17 protein-coding genes and 2 pseudogenes are annotated in these 18,570 nt (G+C 56.5%); 11 read left to right on the forward strand and 8 right to left on the reverse strand.

Features of this window, described 5'->3' with window-relative positions; genetic code table 11:
* Window positions 1-78 precede the first annotated feature (78 nt).
* The 5 genes and pseudogenes from ASG19_RS24205 to ASG19_RS08770 all read left to right on the forward strand — a co-directional run bounded on the left by ASG19_RS24205 (window position 79) and on the right by ASG19_RS08770 (window position 4,279).
* A pseudogene (locus tag ASG19_RS24205) lies at window positions 79-788 on the forward strand (LysE/ArgO family amino acid transporter).
* Between the two features lie 14 nt (window positions 789-802).
* Window positions 803-940: pseudogene (locus tag ASG19_RS24420) on the forward strand (LysE family translocator); the annotation flags it as partial.
* Between the two features lie 16 nt (window positions 941-956).
* Complete coding sequence (locus tag ASG19_RS08750) at window positions 957-1,871, forward strand: dihydrodipicolinate synthase family protein (protein ID WP_062455338.1); 915 nt, start codon at window positions 957-959, stop codon at window positions 1,869-1,871.
* Between the two features lie 341 nt (window positions 1,872-2,212).
* Window positions 2,213-2,491, forward strand: coding sequence for a hypothetical protein (locus tag ASG19_RS08755; protein ID WP_062455339.1), 279 nt, complete (start codon window positions 2,213-2,215; stop codon window positions 2,489-2,491).
* Window positions 2,492-3,889: 1,398 nt separating this feature from the next.
* Window positions 3,890-4,279, forward strand: coding sequence for a response regulator (locus tag ASG19_RS08770; RefSeq protein ID WP_244476128.1), 390 nt, complete (start codon window positions 3,890-3,892; stop codon window positions 4,277-4,279).
* A gap of 23 nt (window positions 4,280-4,302) precedes the next feature.
* Here ASG19_RS08770 and ASG19_RS08775 read toward each other — a convergent pair whose 3' ends face one another.
* On the reverse strand, window positions 4,303-5,358 hold the full coding sequence (locus ASG19_RS08775; RefSeq protein ID WP_062455347.1) for an alkene reductase: 1,056 nt from the start codon (window positions 5,356-5,358) through the stop codon (window positions 4,303-4,305).
* Window positions 5,359-5,466: 108 nt separating this feature from the next.
* On the opposite strand from ASG19_RS08775, the gene ASG19_RS08780 reads away from it, so the two are divergent.
* From ASG19_RS08780 to ASG19_RS08790, 3 genes are all read left to right on the forward strand, one after another.
* Complete coding sequence (locus ASG19_RS08780; protein WP_062455349.1) at window positions 5,467-6,375, forward strand: LysR family transcriptional regulator; 909 nt, start codon at window positions 5,467-5,469, stop codon at window positions 6,373-6,375.
* Between the two features lie 120 nt (window positions 6,376-6,495).
* Complete coding sequence (locus ASG19_RS08785; protein WP_062455350.1) at window positions 6,496-6,942, forward strand: MarR family winged helix-turn-helix transcriptional regulator; 447 nt, start codon at window positions 6,496-6,498, stop codon at window positions 6,940-6,942.
* Window positions 6,943-7,015: 73 nt separating this feature from the next.
* Window positions 7,016-8,212, forward strand: a complete 1,197-nt coding sequence (locus ASG19_RS08790) for an FAD-dependent monooxygenase (RefSeq protein ID WP_062455352.1) — start codon at window positions 7,016-7,018, stop codon at window positions 8,210-8,212.
* Between the two features lie 4 nt (window positions 8,213-8,216).
* Here the strand turns inward: ASG19_RS08790 and ASG19_RS08795 are convergent, their stop codons facing one another.
* Window positions 8,217-9,233, reverse strand: coding sequence for a LysR family transcriptional regulator (locus ASG19_RS08795; protein ID WP_156466463.1), 1,017 nt, complete (start codon window positions 9,231-9,233; stop codon window positions 8,217-8,219).
* A gap of 99 nt (window positions 9,234-9,332) precedes the next feature.
* Between ASG19_RS08795 and ASG19_RS08800 the strand changes: the two genes are divergently transcribed.
* Together ASG19_RS08800 and ASG19_RS08805 are read left to right on the forward strand one after the other, a co-directional pair.
* Complete coding sequence (locus ASG19_RS08800; protein WP_062455353.1) at window positions 9,333-10,307, forward strand: MBL fold metallo-hydrolase; 975 nt, start codon at window positions 9,333-9,335, stop codon at window positions 10,305-10,307.
* 363 nt (window positions 10,308-10,670) lie between these two features.
* Window positions 10,671-11,420 carry an SDR family oxidoreductase gene (locus tag ASG19_RS08805; protein WP_062455355.1) on the forward strand — a complete coding sequence of 250 codons (750 nt, stop codon included), beginning with the start codon at window positions 10,671-10,673 and terminating at the stop codon, window positions 11,418-11,420.
* Between the two features lie 182 nt (window positions 11,421-11,602).
* Here the strand turns inward: ASG19_RS08805 and ASG19_RS08810 are convergent, their stop codons facing one another.
* The 6 genes from ASG19_RS08810 to ASG19_RS08835 all read right to left on the reverse strand — a co-directional run bounded on the left by ASG19_RS08810 (window position 11,603) and on the right by ASG19_RS08835 (window position 16,915).
* A complete protein-coding gene (locus tag ASG19_RS08810; RefSeq protein WP_062455357.1) occupies window positions 11,603-12,979 on the reverse strand; it encodes a YncE family protein in 1,377 nt (458 codons plus the stop codon).
* Window positions 12,976-13,392 carry a DUF305 domain-containing protein gene (locus ASG19_RS08815; RefSeq protein ID WP_082476265.1) on the reverse strand — a complete coding sequence of 139 codons (417 nt, stop codon included), beginning with the start codon at window positions 13,390-13,392 and terminating at the stop codon, window positions 12,976-12,978. The genes ASG19_RS08810 and ASG19_RS08815 overlap by 4 nt, the downstream gene beginning before the upstream one ends.
* A 125-nt stretch (window positions 13,393-13,517) precedes the next feature.
* A complete protein-coding gene (locus ASG19_RS08820) occupies window positions 13,518-14,120 on the reverse strand; it encodes a thioredoxin domain-containing protein (RefSeq protein ID WP_162238138.1) in 603 nt (200 codons plus the stop codon).
* 78 nt (window positions 14,121-14,198) lie between these two features.
* Window positions 14,199-15,341: a TDT family transporter gene (locus ASG19_RS08825; protein WP_062455362.1), complete on the reverse strand. Its 1,143-nt coding sequence runs from the start codon at window positions 15,339-15,341 to the stop codon at window positions 14,199-14,201.
* Window positions 15,342-15,404: 63 nt separating this feature from the next.
* Entirely contained in the window at window positions 15,405-16,031 is a 627-nt protein-coding gene (locus ASG19_RS08830) for a uracil-DNA glycosylase (protein ID WP_062455364.1), read from the reverse strand.
* Entirely contained in the window at window positions 16,031-16,915 is an 885-nt protein-coding gene (locus tag ASG19_RS08835) for a LysR family transcriptional regulator (protein ID WP_062455366.1), read from the reverse strand. The genes ASG19_RS08830 and ASG19_RS08835 overlap by 1 nt, the downstream gene beginning before the upstream one ends.
* Window positions 16,916-17,728: 813 nt before the next feature.
* Between ASG19_RS08835 and ASG19_RS08840 the strand changes: the two genes are divergently transcribed.
* Complete coding sequence (locus ASG19_RS08840) at window positions 17,729-18,208, forward strand: hypothetical protein (RefSeq protein WP_062455368.1); 480 nt, start codon at window positions 17,729-17,731, stop codon at window positions 18,206-18,208.
* The last annotated feature ends 362 nt before the right edge of the window (window positions 18,209-18,570 follow it).

Raw genomic sequence — 18,570 nt, forward strand, 5'->3', positions numbered from 1 at the left:
GTTAGACGGTTTAAGTAGCCTAACCCTGACCGTGGGTCTATCTCCGCTTGGACCTCATCGACAATTGAGCAAGTCCATATGGATTTTATGACCTATTTCACCGGAATGACTGTAGGGCTGAGCCTGATCGTCGCCATCGGTGCGCAAAATGCATTTGTATTGCGGCAGGGACTTCGAAACGAATTCGTCTTCGCGGTATGCCTGGCCTGTGCCCTTTCCGATGCTATCCTCATCGTCGTCGGCGTCACCAGTCTGCAGCAGATCGTGGAAGTTCTGCCGTGGCTCGATCCTGTCATGCGGTATGGCGGCGCTGCTTTTCTGATCTGGTACGGCGCCAAAAGCTTCATGTCGGCGTTGGGCAGATCGTGGAAGTTCTGCCGTGGCTCGATCCTGTCATGCGGTATGGCGGCGCTGCTTTTCTGATCTGGTACGGCGCCAAAAGCTTCATGTCGGCGTTGAGAGGCTCCAGCGCGTTGGAAGTTAGTGATAGCCTCTCAACCAGCTTTGCAAAAACGATGGCAATGGGCCTGGCTCTCACATGGCTGAATCCACATGTCTACCTCGATACGGTCGTGCTGCTCGGGACAGTCTCGACACGGTTTCCCGAACACCGATTCGAGTTCGCCGCTGGGGCGGTGACAGGGTCTTTCCTGTTCTTCTTTTCCCTTGGATACGGCGCGAGATGGTTGAGACCCCTCTTTTCCCGACCGTTGTCCTGGCGCATTCTCGAAGCCGTCATCGGATGCGTCATGTGGCTGATCGCGTTCAAGCTGCTAAGTCGCGTCTGATTTCAAGCAAAGGAACCATCATCGGCGGTTACGCTTTGCTGTTCTCAACCGCGCCGATGATCCGTATCTACCGTCGCGCCCGCCGCTGGATCGAGGGCACCCTCGCAGTCGTGTATGGAGCGGTAAGCGTGAAGCTTTTGCTTTCGCGCTGATAACGAAGGAAACCTGATGACCCTGTTTCGAGGACTGTCGGCATTCCCCATTACCCCCACTGACCAGGCTGGCGTTGTCGATGCCGGGTCTTTAGCGGTCATCTTAAGCCGTATCCAGGAAGCAGGTGCGGATTCAATCGGACTGCTCGGCAGCACCGGGGGATACGCGTTCTTGTCTCGTGATCAGCGACGTCGCGCGGTGGAAACAGCGATGACGACGGTCGGTGGGAAGGTACCCGTCATCGTTGGTGTCGGTGCGCTTCGAACAGACGAGGCACAGGCCTTGGCGAGGGATGCCAGAGAGGCAGGGGCGGATGGCCTCCTCCTTGCCCCAGTGTCTTACACGCCTCTTACCGAGCAGGAGGTCTATGAACACTATGTCGCAGTCGCTGACGTCGGACAGCTTCCTCTGTGCGTCTACAACAACCCAAGCACCACGAAATTCACGTTCAGCGTTGGACTGATCGAGAGGCTCGCCAAGGTTCCAAACATCGTGGCCATCAAGATGCCGCTGCCCGCCGATGGGGATTACTCCTCCGAGATGGCCACTATCCGACGTCACACGGCATCTACTTTTGCGACTGGCTATAGTGGAGACTGGGGTGCTGCCGACGCGCTGCTGGCAGGAGCCGACGCCTGGTACAGCGTTGTCGCAGGGCTTCTGCCATCAGAGGCTTTGGCACTCACCAGAGCGGCTCAATCCGGCGACATCGAGGGAGCGGAGCGCGTCAACAGGGCGTTCGAACCGTTGTGGTCTCTGTTCAAGGAGTTCGGAAGCTTTCGTGTCATGTACGCAATCGCAGAGATAGTTGGGGTAGGAAGCTTCGAGCCGCCCCGTCCAGTTCTGGGGCTTCAACCTGAAGCACGCGTCCGGGTCGCAGAGGCAGTCGATGCACTGCGTACTGCGGTCAACTCATCGGCTGTGCAATAGCGTGGTCAGTCCAGTCGATACATCGGAACAGGGCAGCGCCGTCCCCGGCGGCAGTGAACGATCAAAAAAGTGGGCGCTTGTCCGTTGGTACGCTTCATCGGCCACACTGACAGTGCCGCAGACTGCGGGACCTGTCGCCTTCTCATTCGTCGCGCTCATTGCTTGCGTTGGGGGTCGGGTTATCAACGGCGATGGTCTGGGTGACCGCGCTTATGATTGCCGTGACTGCCATGATAGCAGTCGCGTCTCGTGGATGAGCGTTCAATATATTGGTTAGCGTGAGGTTGACTACGTCTTGCGACGACTGAAACTATTTTTCGGAGTGGGGCGTAGAGTCGCTTATGACCAACGATCACCCGAGATTATGGCTTGCTGCGGCGATCGAGGCAAAAAGCCATAGGCAGATGTATGCAATCGCTATTGAGATCGGGGAAGCCGGAACTTTGGCTTCTCCGGAGATTCGGAAGGCGGCTCAAAATCTCGCTCGTTCGCTCCACGGCGTAATCGAACTACCGATTGCAGACGCAAGCGTTTTAGCAAAAGCTGACCGACGGTTCGCTGTGTTGTGCGAGCTTTTGAAGAAAGCTGCTTCTGGAACACCGCCAAGTTTCGCTGCGTAAGCGAATCTCAATAGATTGCGGGATGCGTTACCTTTGGACGCCGACAACGACCGAGACGTACATGCTTGAAACGTCCGTCTCAGTCGTCCAGCATCTCGGCAAGGCGATGCCAAGACACTGACATGTTATCAGGCTTTTTGATTAAGGAATTGTAGCGGGGTCGCATCTCCGGCCTCAGCAACCGGTTAACGTTATAGCGGAGCATGACGATAGAAGGTGACAACCAACTCCGACACGCTCCGCTTACCATCTGAAACGGCATCCCAGAGGCACATCATCGGCAAGAGGGGGTATCTGCCGATAACGGAATTAATATTAGCATATTCTACTATAATGGCAATCGGAGCGTTACGTGCTGAACCGCGTCGGGAGTGTCGGAGGCAGCGCGGAACAAAACCATCGCAACAACTACTATGATCAACGCTGGCAACAACGCAATAATGTTAGCCTTTACCGCGTAGCCTGGGTTGGCAGCGATTTCTCTAGCAGCGCACAATTGGCCGATTGCGCAGCCCCAGATTAGCCCGGACATTATCGGAAGTTTCTCAAGCCCGAAAGCAGCAAGACCAAAACCAGCACCTATCAGGCCAAGCCATATCCACGCTGTTACTTTCACAAACCGCATTCTCGCGCTCCAAGCCATCTACTGCAATCATGCCGTCTTCTGCTTTCGGCTCCTTGAATATGGGAGGCGTACTATGTGTTTGGTGGTAGGTATGCAAGAACCAGCCGTTGTGTCCCGCGTACATCGGCAGGAATCCTGTCGCGGGAGAGTCCGGCAGGCCGGTTCTGGATGTAGCCACAGGGGTTCACGTGACGCCTGAGAGACGCCGCGAGAGATTCGAAGCGGTCCGCAACAAAGCCCATTCACTTGGATTGCAATTCGAGGACGATCCCACGTACTTGGACGCTGTCGAAGAGTGGATTGCGGGATCGATCACCGCAGAGAATCTTCGAAACCACTACCAGGAGCTGTTGGAAGGTCGCGAGAAAGAGAAGCGTTTGTCGTACTTCGTCAAGCACTGTCTCCAGGAAGTCTGATGATGACCAAATTCGGCCTCCGTACGGCCGGGCTGTCGAAGGGAGAAATTCGGTTGTTCCCTTTTAAGTTACCCCTTCTGCCATCCTTTCAGCGGCGGATGAGCGGCGCAACGGTCCAATCGTAGACTGTTTCGGAGGTTGTTCATCTAAGCATCAACGGCTGAATGACTGAAAATCTTGGGAAGCTAGAAACGGAAACCGTGTTCGTGACAAGAACCGTTTAGCGCTTCAGCTATGACGTTGCGCTGTTCAGCTGGGCTTGGAACCTGCGCTCCTGACCTTAGCGTAAAATCTGAATAAGCCTCGGAACAATACATACTCCTTTTTGCGTCTGCACCAAACGGGGTAGAATGTAGCGTGACAAACGTACTCATTGTTGAAGACGAACCGATCCTGGCCATGTTGGCAGAGGATGCAGTAATTGAACTCGGATTTAACGTCGTTGGCATTGCAGCAAGCCGTGATGAAGTTCCGCCGTTTGGCCGCATCGAAGTCGCCTTTGTAGACTGCAACTTGCTCGATGGCCCGACAGGACCTGATATAGGACGAGAACTTGCCACTGCTGCTGTCACCGTTGTTTTCATGACGGCAAATCCTGAAATACTTGGCGATGGCGTTCCAAAAGCGCTCGGGGTGATCAGCAAACCACTTCTACCTCTAGAGTTGACGACAGTGATTCAGTTTGCGGTTGACAGCCGCAATGGAATGAAAGCCGTCGCCCCTAGTCGCTTCAGGACATTCGTCTAAACGAGAGCAGTCGGCATCCTCAGTTACAGCACCAGTCTGGGGTAGTCTGTGTAGCCCTCCGGGCCCTCACCATAGAACGTGTCCCTATTCGGTGTGTTCAGAGGAAGGTTCCGTCGAAGGCGCTCGGCAAGGTCCGGGTTTGCGATATAGTCGCGACCGAATGCCACTGCGTCGGCATCTCCCGCCTCGATAAGTCGCTCCCCGTCTTGCTTGGACATGAGTTCGTTGGCGATGACCGGGCCACCGAAGCGGCGCTTGATCTCGCCGAGCAGGCTATCTTCGGCTTCAATTTCGCGGACGAAAATGAAGGCGATCTTCCGTCTGGCGAGTTCGTCGGCGACGAAACCGAAAATTGCCTTGGGATTGCTGTCGCCCATATCGTGTTCCTCGCCGCGAGGTCGCAGGTGCACTCCGACATGATCAGCGTCCCAAACTTCGATCAGTACATCAACGATCTCAAGCAGGAGTCTGGCACGGTTCTCGACTGAGCCACCGTAGCGATCAGTACGCTTGTTGGTCTTGTCTTGCAGGAACTGATCAATGAGATAGCCATTGGCCGCATGCAGCTCAACGCCGTCGAAGCCAGCGGCCTTTGCTCGCTCCGCGCCCCGTCGGAAGTCCTCGACAATGCCAGGTATTTCGTCTGTCTCCAACGCCCGTGGAACAGGATGAGGTCGTTTCGGGCGTAGTCCCGAGACATGACCAGCCGCAGCGATTGCGCTGGGCGCAACAGGAAGCTGGCCGTCAAGGAGTTCTGGATCGGAGATGCGCCCAACATGCCAAAGCTGCAGGAAGATGCGACCTCCGGCATCGTGGACCTGCTTCGTGACGTGTTGCCAACCTTTGGCCTGGTCATCGTTCCATATCCCGGGCGTGCCCAAGTAGCCTACGCCTTGCGGAGATACAGACGTCGCTTCGCTCAGGATCAGCCCGGCACCAGCCCGTTGTCGATAGTATTCAGCCATCAATGAGTTTGGCACACGGTCAACGCCAGAGCGCTTGCGCGTAAGCGGGGCCATGATGACGCGGTTCGGCAGCTCAAGAGCGCCTACCTTCAAAGGATCGAACAAACGGGACATCAAAATCTCCTTGGTTGGTATGGATATGGCCCTAACGCCTTCTGGAGACAATTGCCCCTCTGGTTGTCGTACTGTACACTTGAAGTCGTCAATTGGAGCGAGTGTTAAGTGGCTCTTACGAACCCTTTTGGTGGCGTAGAAATCTTTATCGCGGTTGTGAAGGCTGGCTCATTCACAGCGGCCGCAACACAGTTCGGTATCACCAAGTCCGCTGTCGCGAAGGCGGTCGCCCAGTTGGAAGGTCGACTTGGCGTGACGCTGCTACATCGGACAACGCGTCGGCTATCGCTGACACCCGATGGCCAGGCCTACCTCGGGCAAGCCGAAACCGCATTCGATCTGCTCCGGTCAGCAGAAGACGTTGCGCGGTCGAAGGCTAGCACTGTTCGAGGAATACTACGGGTTGACATGCCAGCGGCGTTCGGTCGGCGGATCGCCATGCCGATCCTGTTGAACATTCTCAGGGCCCACCCCGACCTTCGCTTGGAGGCGAGCTTCTCGGATAGGGTCATCGACCCTGTTGAGGAGGGGGTAGACTTATGTCTGCGTTTCGGCGAGTTGCCTGACCGAACTGACATTGCTGCTCGACCACTTGGATCACAGCGCCTCGTTCTTTGCGCGGCACCGCGCTATCTCGATGATGCAGGGGAACCCACGGACCTACGCGATCTTCAAAATCACATCTGCATTCTCGGAGGCTCGCAATCTAGAGCCGCGCCTTGGCGTTTCATCGAGAGCGATGGGCGCGTGAAGTCAGTTGATCCAATTGCAACCCATCTGGTGAGCGACGGGGAGGTGGTCATCGATATGGCAGTTGCCGGTTTCGGCTTATGCCAAATGCCGCAGTCTCTTCTGCAGCCTTACATCGAACGGAAAGAGCTAGTCGAAGTGCTGCCTGAACGGTGCCAGGTGCAGTCGCCGTTCAACGCTGTTTGGCCCGCGACCCGTGCGATACTCCCCCGGGTCCGAACTGTGGTGGATGAGCTTGTTCGACGGGCTCACTCTAAAGCTCTTTAGCAAGCCAATGACCTAGCCACCGTTCAGTAACCGGCCCGAGGTCGTTATGCGAAAGTTACTGCAGGTTCAATTAGTCAGCGATAGAGTAGTAAATTAAATGAATTTCAGCAGAAAATTCGAATGAAGAAAAACGAAGACATCCATCCAGAAGCTGCTGTGGCTCCTGGCTATTTGGCAAATCATGCCGAACGAGTGTTCAACCGGTCGGTAGATAACGCGTTGCGATCCCATGGTATATCGCTGACCCTACTTGGCCCGCTGCTATGGTTGTCTTGGCGCGGGCCTATGCTGCAGAGGGACCTCGTAAAAGCATCGGCCGTGAAGCAGCCCGCGATGGTCGCGACACTCGATAAGTTGGAAGTGGCAGGCTATATTGAGCGTTCCCCCGTGCCAGCTAATAAGCGTGCCTCAATAGTGATCATCACGCCACGCGGCCAAGAACTGGCAGCGCTTGGGCGACAGGTGTTGCTCGCCACAAATGCGAGAGGGATGCAGGGCTTCAGCCCTGAAGAGGCTGTGGTTTTCGTAGCGATGCTCCAACGCTTTATCGGCAATCTGGAACGATAAAGGCGATTATATCATTCGTGATGTTTACTTAATATCATGCGTGATGTAATCACGGGACAACAGGAGTATCTGTATGTCCAAACGAGTCCTCATTAGTGGCGCGAGCGTCGCAGGCAACACGACGGCCTGGTGGCTATCTCGATATGGCTTCGAAGTCACGGTTATCGAAAAAGCCCCGGCGTTTCGCGACGGTGGCCAAAACGTCGATGTTCGCGGGGCTGGCCGCGAAGTGTTGCGCAGGATGGGCTTGGAGCAATCGGCGCTCGATCTCACCACTGGAGAGGCGGGAACAGACTGGGTAGATGAGAATGACAACACAATTGCGCGGTTTGCCGTAGCCGATATCGGCGACGGACCGACTGCCGAGCTGGAGATGATGCGCGGCGACATTGCCCGAATGATCTATGACCCGGCAAGCCAGCGAGTAGCCTATCGGTTTGGTGAAACGATACACGCTTTGGAGCAGGATGCCTCAGGCGTCACCGTGCACTTCGCAAGCGGCACAAGCGAACGCTATGACGTCGTGATTGCTGCAGAAGGCGTTGGGTCGCCGACCCGGGAGAAGATATTTCCAGACGAAAACAAACCGAAGTGGATGGATATCACTATCGCGTATTTCGGCATTCCCAAGACGACCGATGACGGCGAATTCTCACGCCAGTACAACACCATCGGGGGGATCGGCGCGACCCTGAAACCGGGTCGCGAAGACAATGTCCATGTATACATGGGTATGCAGAAAAAGCCGGAGGGCGAGAATGAGTGGAGCACCGAGCGTCAGAAGCTCTTCCTGAAGGAGAAATTCTCTCATGCAGGATGGCATTTCCCGCGCATTCTGGACGGCATGTTCAAGACTGACGATTTCTATTTCGATGTCTTGAGGCAGGTTCGGATGGATCGGTGGTCTAACGGCCGAGTGGTGCTGACGGGAGATGCTGCCTGGTGCGCCACGCCATTATCGGGCATTGGAACGACGCTTGCGGTGGTGGGTGGCTATGTGTTGGCAGGCGAATTGTCGAAGACGAATGATCTTCCATCTGCGCTTGCAGCATACGAACGCGTAATGCGGCCTTTCGTAAAGGAAGGGCAAGGTGTACCGAAAATTTTGCCTCGTATGCTCTGGCCTCACTCCCGTATCGGCCTGGCTGTCCTTCGTGGTACGATGCGCGTAGCCGGGACAGCTTTTGTTCGAAAGACTTTTTCGAACTTGTACCTCAGGGACTCGAAGAAGGTCGAACTCCCAAATTATGCAGACACATCGACGGTATAACGGTTCAGGAAACCAGACCTTCGGCAGCATCACCACCATTTGAGACGATGCTGTAGCCGCTTATCTGAATTGATACGTCCTCATCCAGGCTTCCGACCTCGGTGAATGTAAGGCTGTCTCGGATTTGCTTCCTCAACCAGCCATTCGCCGGATCGCTATCGGCATGGTTTGCCCAGACCATTTTCACCGGCGGAAATGTTAGGTTTACAGGTAGTGGACTTGTCTCCAGTCCCAGCAGAGCTGCATAGCGAGCAGCGATCCGACTCGGAACCGTTGCAATGACCGGCGCAACCTGCGCCGCCGAGAGTACCGACATATAGCCAGGTGCGGCCGCAATTACGTTCAGTTCTACGTCAGCCATCTCAAGCGCGTCCTTGATACAGCCCTGCAACGTCTCATTTTGTGAGATGGTGGCGTGCTCAGCGGAAAGATAGGCAGCAAGGCCGACCGGGTTCGAAAGCTCCAGCAGCGCAGGGTTAAAGCAGCATGCCATCTCGGGTTCATAGAGCGTCTCGAAAGAACGGCGGCTTGCCTTCGAATAGGTGCAGCCGACCGCGATATCGATGCTTCCATCCTCTAAGGACGGCTCCATAGCGTCGTACGGAAATACCCTAGCCAAAACCTTGAGACCGGGCGCGTCGCGACGTAGGCGCATCGTCAACTCGGGGATTAGCAGCAGTTCGATTTCCGGGGACATGGCAATCCGGAACGTTCGCTCTTCCGTCGCGGGGTCAAAAGCTTGGCTGCCGGTCAACGCCATCTGCGCCTGACGAAGGGCGCGGCGCACGGGGATAGCAAGGCTCCGGGCTCGTGCAGTCGGCTGCATTACCTGCCCAACGCGAATAAAGAGATCGTCCTGTAATAGAACCCGGAGCGTCGATAACGAATGGCTCATTGCCGGTTGCTGAATCTTAAGCCGCCGTGCTGCCTTGGTAACATTTCCTTCTGCCATCAGGGCATCGAAGGCCACGAGAAGATTAAGGTCGAACGAGCGCAGATTGAAATGATCGATAGTTGTCATGAGCCACATCGATTTGATTGCTGATAAAGCGATACATACGTGGTCTTCAGGTCAGTTCAAGGCCGTCTCCCTCAAGCCTTCTACCACTTGGAGTTATACATGCAGACCCGACGCTCACTTCTCATCAGCACCACCGGTGCAGCATTTGCTGCGGGTGTCATCGCTTCCCTGCCTGCCACCGCTTTAGCCAAGGCACCAATGATCGGTAAACAGGCCGCAAGCTTTTACCGGATGAAATTGGGTGCCTACGAGATCACCGCACTGTCCGACGGCACGGTGAATCTGCCAATGGCGAAAATTTATAAGAACATTACTGAAAGTGTCGCAGAGACCTATCTCGCTGGTCATTTCCAGTCGGGTTCAGCCGAAACCTCGGTCAATGCCTTTCTGGTCAATACCGGCGACAAGCTCGTTCTCATCGATGCAGGCACCGGGGACCTGATGGGGCCGTCGCTCGGCAAGCTCGTCTCAAATATCGAGGCTGCTGGCTACAAGGTAGATCAGATAGACGACGTAATTCTTACGCACATCCACGCCGATCATTCTGGCGGGCTCGTCGCCAACGGCGAACCTGTGTTTAAAAACGCGATCCTGCACGTCAACTATCGGGAAGCCGAATTCTGGCTCAATGCCGATGCAGAGGCCAAGGCTGACAGGGTGCTGGGCCCGCAGATAGACCAAGCTGAGAGATGCGTTGGACCCTACGTGAACGCCAAAAAATTCGGAACCTTTGCAGACAACGCCGCCCCGTTGCCCGGCTTTGGTTCTGTGCTGCGGGCTGGCCATACTCCAGGCCACAGCGGCATCATCTTGGAAAGCCAGGGCAAGAAGATCGTGTTCTGGGGTGATGTCGCTCATGGCGACGTCCTGCAGTATGACCATCCGGAAGTTACGGTCGATTTCGACGTCGACCAGACAAGAGCTGCAGAATCACGCGCGATTGCATTCGCCGAAGCGGCAGATCAAAAATATCTGGTCGCAGGGGCTCATCACGCCTTTCCAGGTATTGGTCATGTCCGACGTGACGAGACGAATTATGATTGGGTACCTGTGGTCTACAGCGCCAATTACTGATTTCGGATCAGGCATCGTTTCCGTGACGGTGCCTGATTTATGAAAGTATATGCTGGATTGCGTCAGGCTGAAGATGGCCCATCGATCTCGGCCCGAGCTGTTACCCGTAGACACCGTAGCCGATTCAATCGCCGCTCTGCTCCCGGCGTCAAACCTCGCTCTGGATGCTTCGATGTTCTGCCATGTGTCCCAAATCCAGTCGGTATCAACACAGGGCAGCAATTCGGTGTAATATTGCCGCGCCACAAGGCCGTCTTCGGCTCTTGCACGGACGATCTGCAATACTTCGATTCCGCAGGAAACGGGTGGCGTCAAGCGTCCGTGCGTCTGTATCGCTCGGCCTTCAACAATGGAGGCTAACGCATGGGTTTGCTCGAAAACAAGGTAGCTATCGTCACGGGTGCATCGTCAGGTATCGGCCGCGCCGCCGCGTTGCTGTTCAGCGCCGAAGGGGCGGCGGTTGTGATCAACGGAAGAAACAGTGCGGCACTCGATCATGTTTTGGGCAGTATTCGTGCTGAGGGAGGACGGGCCGTTGCAGTTGCGGGCGATGTCGGCCTGCCGGAGACGCATGCGCGGCTGGTAGCGGAGGCCTATCACGCCTTCGGAGGGTTGGACATCGCCTTCAACAACGCGGCGTCTGTCGGTCCCGTTAAGCCCCTGGCCGAGGTCGAGTTGCCGGAATGGCAAAATACGATCTCAACGACGCTGACCTCTGCCTTCCTCGCGAGCCGCGTTCAAATTCCCGCAATGCTTCAAGCGGGCGGCGGCAGCATCATCTTTACATCGAGCTTTGTCGGCACGAGCGTTGGGCTTCCGGGCATGGCGGTTTATGCCGCTGCGAAAGCGGGCTTGATGGGGTTAGTGAAGGGTATCACGGCGGATTACGGAAGCCAGGGCATCAGGGCGAACGCTCTCATCCCAGGCGGGGTGGATACTCCTATCGCTGGTGACGAAGGCCAGAAGGCATGGGCGGCCGGGCTGCATGCAATGAAACGCATCGCGCAACCCGAGGAGATCGCGAATGCGGCCCTCTTCCTCGCCAGCTCCATGTCGAGCTTTGTCATGGGTTCAGCCCTGTACGCGGACGGCGGTAACTCTGCGGTCAAATAATCGTCAAATCCTGGGGATCGCCGCTATGCGGCGCTCCTCTCCATGAAATGGGCTGGACCGCTTTTCGGCTCGAAGCCGAGGTCGCATTTTGGCCCAAACAGGTCATCTGCTTGCTTTAATAGCGGCAGGCGCACGCCGCCTAACGAAATAGCACTACGCCTGCGGCTATCCAACCGACAATCCTATCGAGACTTCAAAACGGCATCCTTAGATGGTTTGGCACCTTCGACCAGGATCACGTTGGGAGATGTTGACGCTTCGCCCGCATTGACGATCGCACGTGTGGGGCTGGTTGCGGATGCCATCGCGGCTCCCTTGGCATCGGTCTTGAAGGCGACGATCGGTTCCGGCTGGCCTTCGAAGAGCAGCGTGTAAGTGGTGTCCGGCTTCAGCTTGGAAACGCTGACGTCGACGATATCGATCAAACCGAGATTGCGCGAAACGATCATGCCGCTGCCCTCCATATTCTCTGCGGGCTTGAGCCTGAGGGTGATGTTCTCGGGCATATCCTTTCGCGGCTCCAAGTTTTGACGGCCATCACCGCCCACAACTGCGTCGGGAACATAGATCAGGGCCTGCGGAGCTTGGCCGGAGGGGATGTGGGCGATCTTCGTCTGCTTTTCGGTGTCGATGACATCGATCGCATCGCCATTCTCCAGTCCGACATAGATACGGCTGCCGTCTCCGGAGCCCCAGATGCCATGCGGAAGCGCACCGACCGGTATGGTGGAGACCAGTTTGGCGTCATCGTCGAGTGTGTAGACTTTCACGACATTCTCGCCGCCAATGGTCACGTAAGCGAGGGTGCCAGCGGGTGTCTTGGCAAAGGCCAGATGGTTTGTGATCGGGCCGGTATCGATAACACCCTTGACCTCGAGGGTTTTGGTATCGATCCGCGTTACCTTGCCGACGTCCTTGTGGGTCAGCCAGGCTTCCTTGCCGTCGGGCGTGACCTGTATGAACGGCGAGAAGGGCGACACGACCGGGATGGCAGCTAGCAGCTTTTTCGACGCCACGTCGAAGACCTGGACGACGGGGTTGAAGCTGTTTGCGACGAAGGCGCGCTTGCCGTCGGGCGCGAAGATCGTCATGCCGGGGCCACTCTCCGTCTTGATCCGATCGGTCTCCTTGAACGTCTTGGCGTCGATGACCGACAGGTAGTCTTCTCCACGAACCGTCACCCAGACATGCTTGCCATCGGGTGTGAAGAAGGCTTCGTGCGGGTTGCGGCCGATATAGGTCACACCCTTCACCTTGTTGGTCGCGGTATCGATGAAGGTCACCGAATTGGTAACGGTGGAGACAGCAACGATTGTTTTATGGTCCGGCGAGAAGCCGAGACCGTGAACATTGACCTCGCCCTTGTAGAGAGGGCTCAGGACGTTCGGCCTTGGATCACCTAGCTTGATCAGACCCAGAAGCGTGTTCGTCGAGGGATCGATGACGGAAACCGTGTTGCTGTTCTGGTCGGCGGCATAGACTCGATCCTTGGCGTCCGGAAGAGCCAGGGCGGGAGATGCTGCGAGTGCGGACATCAGAACCAGGATGGAACGTTTCATTTTACGGTCTCCAGAGTTGCGGCAGGTTGATTGCCCGACTGATCGAGCATCGTGTGCATCAGTTGAATCTCATAGGTCTGCTCGGTGATGATCGATTGAGCGAGGTTTCGAATTTGCGGGTCTTTCGTGCTGACCAGAACCGCCTTGGCCATATCGACAGCGCCCTGATGATGCGGGATCATTTGCGCCAGGAAATCCCTGTCCGGATTTCCGGTCTCAGGAACCGACATCATGCCGGCATGCATCTTTTCCATTGCAGCCTTCATGCTTGCCGAGAACGCATCTGCTGCTTCATTCTCGCCCGCCGGTTCGGGCTGATGATGCTGGTGCTGCTGTTCTGACAAGGCGGGGCTGAGGGAACAGAGGCCTATGCCGACCGCCGTTGCGATAAGAACTGTGACTTTGGCGCGCATGAGGTCTTCCTTTCGACAAGAGTGGGTAAGAACCCCCCGAGGCGGGATTCATTCCCACGTGACGGACAATCCGTGCTCACGTTCCCGTGACTGGGCTCCGGGTGCTCTGCATCGGGCCTTTCTGATCAGTCGGCTTGTGCGGCGGCGATAGCATCGGAGACCTCGTCGAAACTGCGCTTCACTTCGACCCGCTCGCCGTTGACAAAGAACGATGGCGTGCCGGCCACACCGAACTTCTGACTGGCCTCGGTCGTCACGGCATTGAGCTTGTCCAGATAGGCCTGATCGGCAACAGCGCGATCGAAGCCCGCACGGTCGATGCCCATGCTAGCGGCGATCTCGCGCAGCACATCCTCGGCGTTTGAGGCCGAAGCAATCTCATCGGACTTCGACATGAAGGTCGATACCGTCTCATCGAATCTGTCCTGGCCCCGCGTATTCGCCAGCATGAAGATGACGGCATCCGCCGAATTTCGCACGAAGGGCCGGTAGGCGATCTTCAGCTTGCCCGGTGCCACATACGTCTCCTGCAGCTTCGGCAAGTCTTTTTCATGGAAGGCGATGCAGTGACTGCAAGTCGGGGAGGAATAGACGACCAGCGTGACCGGGGCCGTCTTCACTCCAACGATACTGTCCTGGAGCACAGCCGGATTCATCAAGCCCTGCACGGGGTCGGCCTTGGCGGACCCTACACATCCCAACGCAATGCCGCCGACAATCACGGCCATAATACGAAGCGTCATATCTTCTCCTGCTCGGTTCGAGAAAACACTCCGACATGGGCAGACGCCGAAGTGTTTCGATCATCAGTCTGCCTTGAGGCAGGGCGCGATAAAGAGGGAGCGGTCGAGTGCACCCTTGATCGTCTTGGCCGCAACCAGCAGCCACATGCAGGCAAGGGCAGTGACCAGAACCGCTCCGAAGACTGCGATGGCCGACATTGGCACCATCGTCGACAGACGAAGCGTGGCCACGGAAAACACGCCGAGCGGGAAGGTGTAGCCCCACCAGCCGATGTTGAAGGGCAGGCCCTCGCGAAGGTAGCGCAGGGTGATCAAGACGGCAGTGGCCAGCCACCAGATGCCGTAGCCCCACAGAAGTATCGCGCCCAGGAAACTGGCTCCGCCGAAGGCCGGAGCAACGCTGGCCAATCCATTGGCCGCGAGCACAGCGGGGCCGGTCTGGCTCATCACGAGAAGGCCGAGGGCTCCGGTTCCGATCGGGCCAAGCGCCAGCCAGCTCGAGGCGGCCATGTTGACATGCGGAAGCTTGTGGACGGCCATGCGCAGGAACAGGATGACCAGGACGCTCATGGCAAGCGGGACCGAACAGGCCCACAGAACCAGGCTGGTCATCAGCACCGTCAACTGTGTCTGGGCGTCGGCGATATGGGGCAGAAGCAGACCACCGCTGACGGCCGCCACCTCGCTGGCCACGATCGGCAGCAGCCAGACTGCGGTCATCTGGTCGATCGAATGCGACTGGCGGGTGAACATCATGAACGGGATGGCGAGGCCGCAGGCAAGCGACATCGAGACGTCAATCCACCACAGCGTCGTTGCGATTGCTACCGCCGTGTCGCCGATATGCGGGATGCCGTAAATCAGAAAGCCATTGATGATCGTGGCGAGGCCCATAGGGATGCAGCCGAAGAACATCGATACGACCGAATGGGAAAAGACCCGGCTTGCCTCATGGAAATAGAGCGTCCACCTTGCAGCGTAGAGCGCCGTGCAGGTGGCGAACAGCACGATGTTGAACAGCCAGAGCGCCTCGCCCATGGCGAACAGCCACAAATGCCCCGGGAACTGGGCGAGAGCAACAGACAGGATACCGGTGCCCATCGTGGTGGCGAACCAGTTCGGGGTAAAGTTGCGGATGATATTGCCCTGCATAGGCACATCTGCGACGTGTGTGATGGGCTTAGTGGTGGCAACAACCTGTTGCATGGCTTCTCTCCTGATTATTGAGGAGAAAATACGCGACCACGTCAATCAGTTCCAACGCATAGTTCAGGATGTTTCAATCGACATTTTCGATTGATTGAGGATTGTGGACGACGTTTCGAAGGCCTCATGCAGACGGTGACGCTGCGTTATCGAGGTATTGATCAGCGTCGGGCTCGGATGAGGCGACAGGATCGCCTTGATACCGAAACTCTCGAGCAGTTCCATCGCTGCACTCGCCACCGATCCCGCGAGAATGGCAACCTCGACGTCCGGCAGCAGCGGTAAGAGGCCAGAAAATTTCTCCTTGCCGTCGCGCCGCTCGCTGGCCGTGATCGACTTTCTCGTCGCACGGACCCACGGGACCGCATTCCACAGAACGATGTTATCTCTCGATATCCCGGTCTCAGCCAGCGCCTGTCGCAGGTTCTTCGCCGTGCCGGTCGGGTTATCGATTGAGACGAAGCGGCGGTGGCATTCGACCTCACTTGGCCCGGGTGTCTCGAGGAGGATCAGCAGTCTCGCATGGACGCCGCCATCGAATGGATCGAAGTTCGGCACATCCCTGCCGGATGCAAGCTGAAGGCGGTCTCGGTAGTCATTCAGTGCTCGCGTATGCGGTCTGTCGAGTGCGGCCAACCGCTCGTCGCGACGGTGCTCGTGCCAGAGTGTCTCAGGCCCGCGATAGGTCATCAGACCTGCTCTGATAGCAGCGTCTCAAACGCATCGGCTGCCTTCGAGCGATATCGTTCCTTGTGCCGGATCAGGAAGAACGGACGTGGAAGCGGAGGATGGTTGGCCTCGACCAGCATGTTGCTGTTGAGTTCTGTCTGGGCGGCACTTCGCGAGGTCAGCGTTACCCCCATGCCCGCTTCGACTGCGCCGAGCACAGCCTCATTCCCCGGCAGAACAATCGCAACATCTAAGGCCTGGAGCTTCAGCTTCTCTTTGGCCATCATCGCCTCGAAGGCGAGACGCGTGCCCGACCCGGGTTCGCGCAGCACCCATGTCGCATCTGCAAAATCCGCCTTGCCCAGCTTTTTGCCTTTGGCCCAGGGATGGGTTGGTGAAACGACGATGATCATCTCGTCCGTGGCGATCACGCGTGAAGACAAGGTCGAGCGATCGATCACGCCCTCGGCCAAACCGAGCTCGACCCGCCCGGTCTCGACAGCATCCGCCACCGCCTCCGTATTGCCGATTGAGACATCAATACCGAGACCCGGATAAAACGCATGAAACCTCGCAAGCCGTGACGGCAGCCAATAGGCACCGACGGTCTGGCTGGCCATGACCGACAGATCACCGCGTAACAAACCCGTCAAATCCTTTAGCGCGGTTTCGGCCGCCTTCGCCTCCGCGAGCACCTGAAGCGCGTGTTCGAGAAAGATCGTTCCCGCCTGGTTGAGAACGATCGAGCGTCCGATCCTGTCGAACAGCGCTACTCCATGACGTTCCTCCAGCGCGATAATTGCCGCACTGACGGCCGACTGCGTCATGTGCATCGCCTTGGCGGCTTTGGTGATGTGCTGATGGCGGGCCACTTCGGCGAAAATGCGCAACTGGTCTAGGGTCATGGGATCGCAGTCTTGAATTCGTCCAGTCCAACAATCGAATTTTCCGAATGTTCGTTATGAATTTAAGCGATGCAAGTGATGTTGCACAGTGCTGCTGAATGGCAATCGAGGGGGCATCGGTTCCTGTAATTTTGCCAATTCCCAAGCCAGATGCCCGTCCTAAAAAACACCTAACGGATTACACATAAGTCGGACCCGAGATGACCGCTATTGGCGCAAAGCAGTCAATCTCTGCTATCGGCCCTTTGCGGACAACAAGGCTCTGTCGTAAGGTCTCTTTTTTCCGTGGAGGGCCCAACATGGCAACGCCAATCGTAGTGTCGGTTGATCCAAACTACTCGCTCACTAAGGCCGACACCGAATGTGACGTACGGATCGTCAGTTCGGCGGCTAACTTATAGCAGCGGATGAGATACGGAGGGCATCTGGCACAAAATCGATGACCGTCTTCCATGATCTAGGTTCACCAGTTGAGAACGCAATTTCTATTTTGCCTTCGGTTTTCGAGCATCATCCAGATGCAGTCGATGCGAGAGTACGCGGCCTTACGAATGAGGAACGCCGACAGGCCATTCAGGATGCAGTTCCTGAGTGGCTCGGCTCATCTGTTGGCGAGGAACTTGTGTTTCGACCCAGCGCATGACTGCAACCAACCGATGACTGCTTCTGGCGCATTAGCGTCGTGACGTCTAATGGTCCTTCGTCGTGGTGTCACAGATGCATCAGTCAGCGCAGTATTCGTTCGGTTCAGCCTGCAGTTTAATCGCACGGTTACTGTAGGCGTTTAGCCTGGCTACCGTTCGGAGTGATTTTATGCGCATCATCCTGCTTTCAGTTTCGATTTTTTCTGCAGTTGCGGGGGCGCTGGCTATCTATGGCGTTTCGACAAGGAACACGGTAGACCCATATGCACGAGAGTATCTGCTAATGGCGCAACGTGCGCCTGATCGGCTTCAGGAACTGATCTCGGCTGCACTTCCTGGGTGCCTCGACCTTGCTGCTCGACCTTTTGTTGCCGACACTGCGGTCGCCGACCTCGCAACCAAAACTCTATTCAAGTCCGGTATCCTCATGGTCGAAGGCAAAACAGCGGAACAGAGTTCGGGTGAAGTGGTCCCATACATCTTGGATCATGCCAGGTCTCTCAGCCCAGCCCAAAAGACAAACTTTGCCGACCTTATGAAAAGCGGACAATTTGGGCCTGACACGTTGCTCTGCGTGTATTCTTCCGTGAAAGCCGCCCACGCAACTCGTGTTGATATGAAAGCCATTGCTTGGGATTTACGCGGCTGACCGCTTATGGTGCGAAGCGGAAGACGCCTTTCAGCCCGAAGCGGAAATTGGTTCTTGGGCCCACCAGTTTCAATTGGGGTACGTGGTGTGCTGCCGACTGATGCAAGAAAGCTAAAAATCGGAAGAACCTACTTACTTTCGGTTTCGGACAATGCCGCTATACTGCTCAGACCGCAGTTCTGCAGGAAAGCGTTCGATGGCCGCCGAAAGTGGCAGGGACAATTCGGTGAAGAAGTTATTTAACTCCAGGGTATTGGGAATAGGCCTGATCGGGTTCTGCCTAGCAGGGCTTATCTTGATCAAAGACGTCATTTCATATCCTAGTGCCGCGCTGCTTGTCGCGCTCTTTGGGCCCACTGGAG

It is taken from the genome of Rhizobium sp. Leaf306, assembly GCF_001423425.1.
GTDB classification, from domain to species: domain Bacteria; phylum Pseudomonadota; class Alphaproteobacteria; order Rhizobiales; family Rhizobiaceae; genus Neorhizobium; species Neorhizobium soli.

What these genes read in the sequence shown, in the direction of transcription:
- ASG19_RS08785 (WP_062455350.1), top strand. Translation starts at nt 6,496, where the DNA reads ATGAAGAAAAACGAAGACATCCATCCAGAAGCTGCTGTGGCTCCTGGC.
- ASG19_RS08790 (WP_062455352.1), top strand. Translation starts at nt 7,016, where the DNA reads ATGTCCAAACGAGTCCTCATTAGTGGCGCGAGCGTCGCAGGCAACACG.
- ASG19_RS08750 (WP_062455338.1), top strand. Translation starts at nt 957, where the DNA reads ATGACCCTGTTTCGAGGACTGTCGGCATTCCCCATTACCCCCACTGAC.
- ASG19_RS08825 (WP_062455362.1), bottom strand. Translation starts at nt 15,341, where the DNA reads ATGCAACAGGTTGTTGCCACCACTAAGCCCATCACACACGTCGCAGAT.
- ASG19_RS08840 (WP_062455368.1), top strand. Translation starts at nt 17,729, where the DNA reads ATGCGCATCATCCTGCTTTCAGTTTCGATTTTTTCTGCAGTTGCGGGG.
- ASG19_RS08800 (WP_062455353.1), top strand. Translation starts at nt 9,333, where the DNA reads ATGCAGACCCGACGCTCACTTCTCATCAGCACCACCGGTGCAGCATTT.
- ASG19_RS08835 (WP_062455366.1), bottom strand. Translation starts at nt 16,915, where the DNA reads ATGACCCTAGACCAGTTGCGCATTTTCGCCGAAGTGGCCCGCCATCAG.
- ASG19_RS08815 (WP_082476265.1), bottom strand. Translation starts at nt 13,392, where the DNA reads ATGCGCGCCAAAGTCACAGTTCTTATCGCAACGGCGGTCGGCATAGGC.
- ASG19_RS08775 (WP_062455347.1), bottom strand. Translation starts at nt 5,358, where the DNA reads ATGTCCCGTTTGTTCGATCCTTTGAAGGTAGGCGCTCTTGAGCTGCCG.
- ASG19_RS08805 (WP_062455355.1), top strand. Translation starts at nt 10,671, where the DNA reads ATGGGTTTGCTCGAAAACAAGGTAGCTATCGTCACGGGTGCATCGTCA.
- ASG19_RS08830 (WP_062455364.1), bottom strand. Translation starts at nt 16,031, where the DNA reads ATGACCTATCGCGGGCCTGAGACACTCTGGCACGAGCACCGTCGCGAC.
- ASG19_RS08755 (WP_062455339.1), top strand. Translation starts at nt 2,213, where the DNA reads ATGACCAACGATCACCCGAGATTATGGCTTGCTGCGGCGATCGAGGCA.
- ASG19_RS08820 (WP_162238138.1), bottom strand. Translation starts at nt 14,120, where the DNA reads ATGGCCGTGATTGTCGGCGGCATTGCGTTGGGATGTGTAGGGTCCGCC.
- ASG19_RS08810 (WP_062455357.1), bottom strand. Translation starts at nt 12,979, where the DNA reads ATGAAACGTTCCATCCTGGTTCTGATGTCCGCACTCGCAGCATCTCCC.
- ASG19_RS08795 (WP_156466463.1), bottom strand. Translation starts at nt 9,233, where the DNA reads ATGACAACTATCGATCATTTCAATCTGCGCTCGTTCGACCTTAATCTT.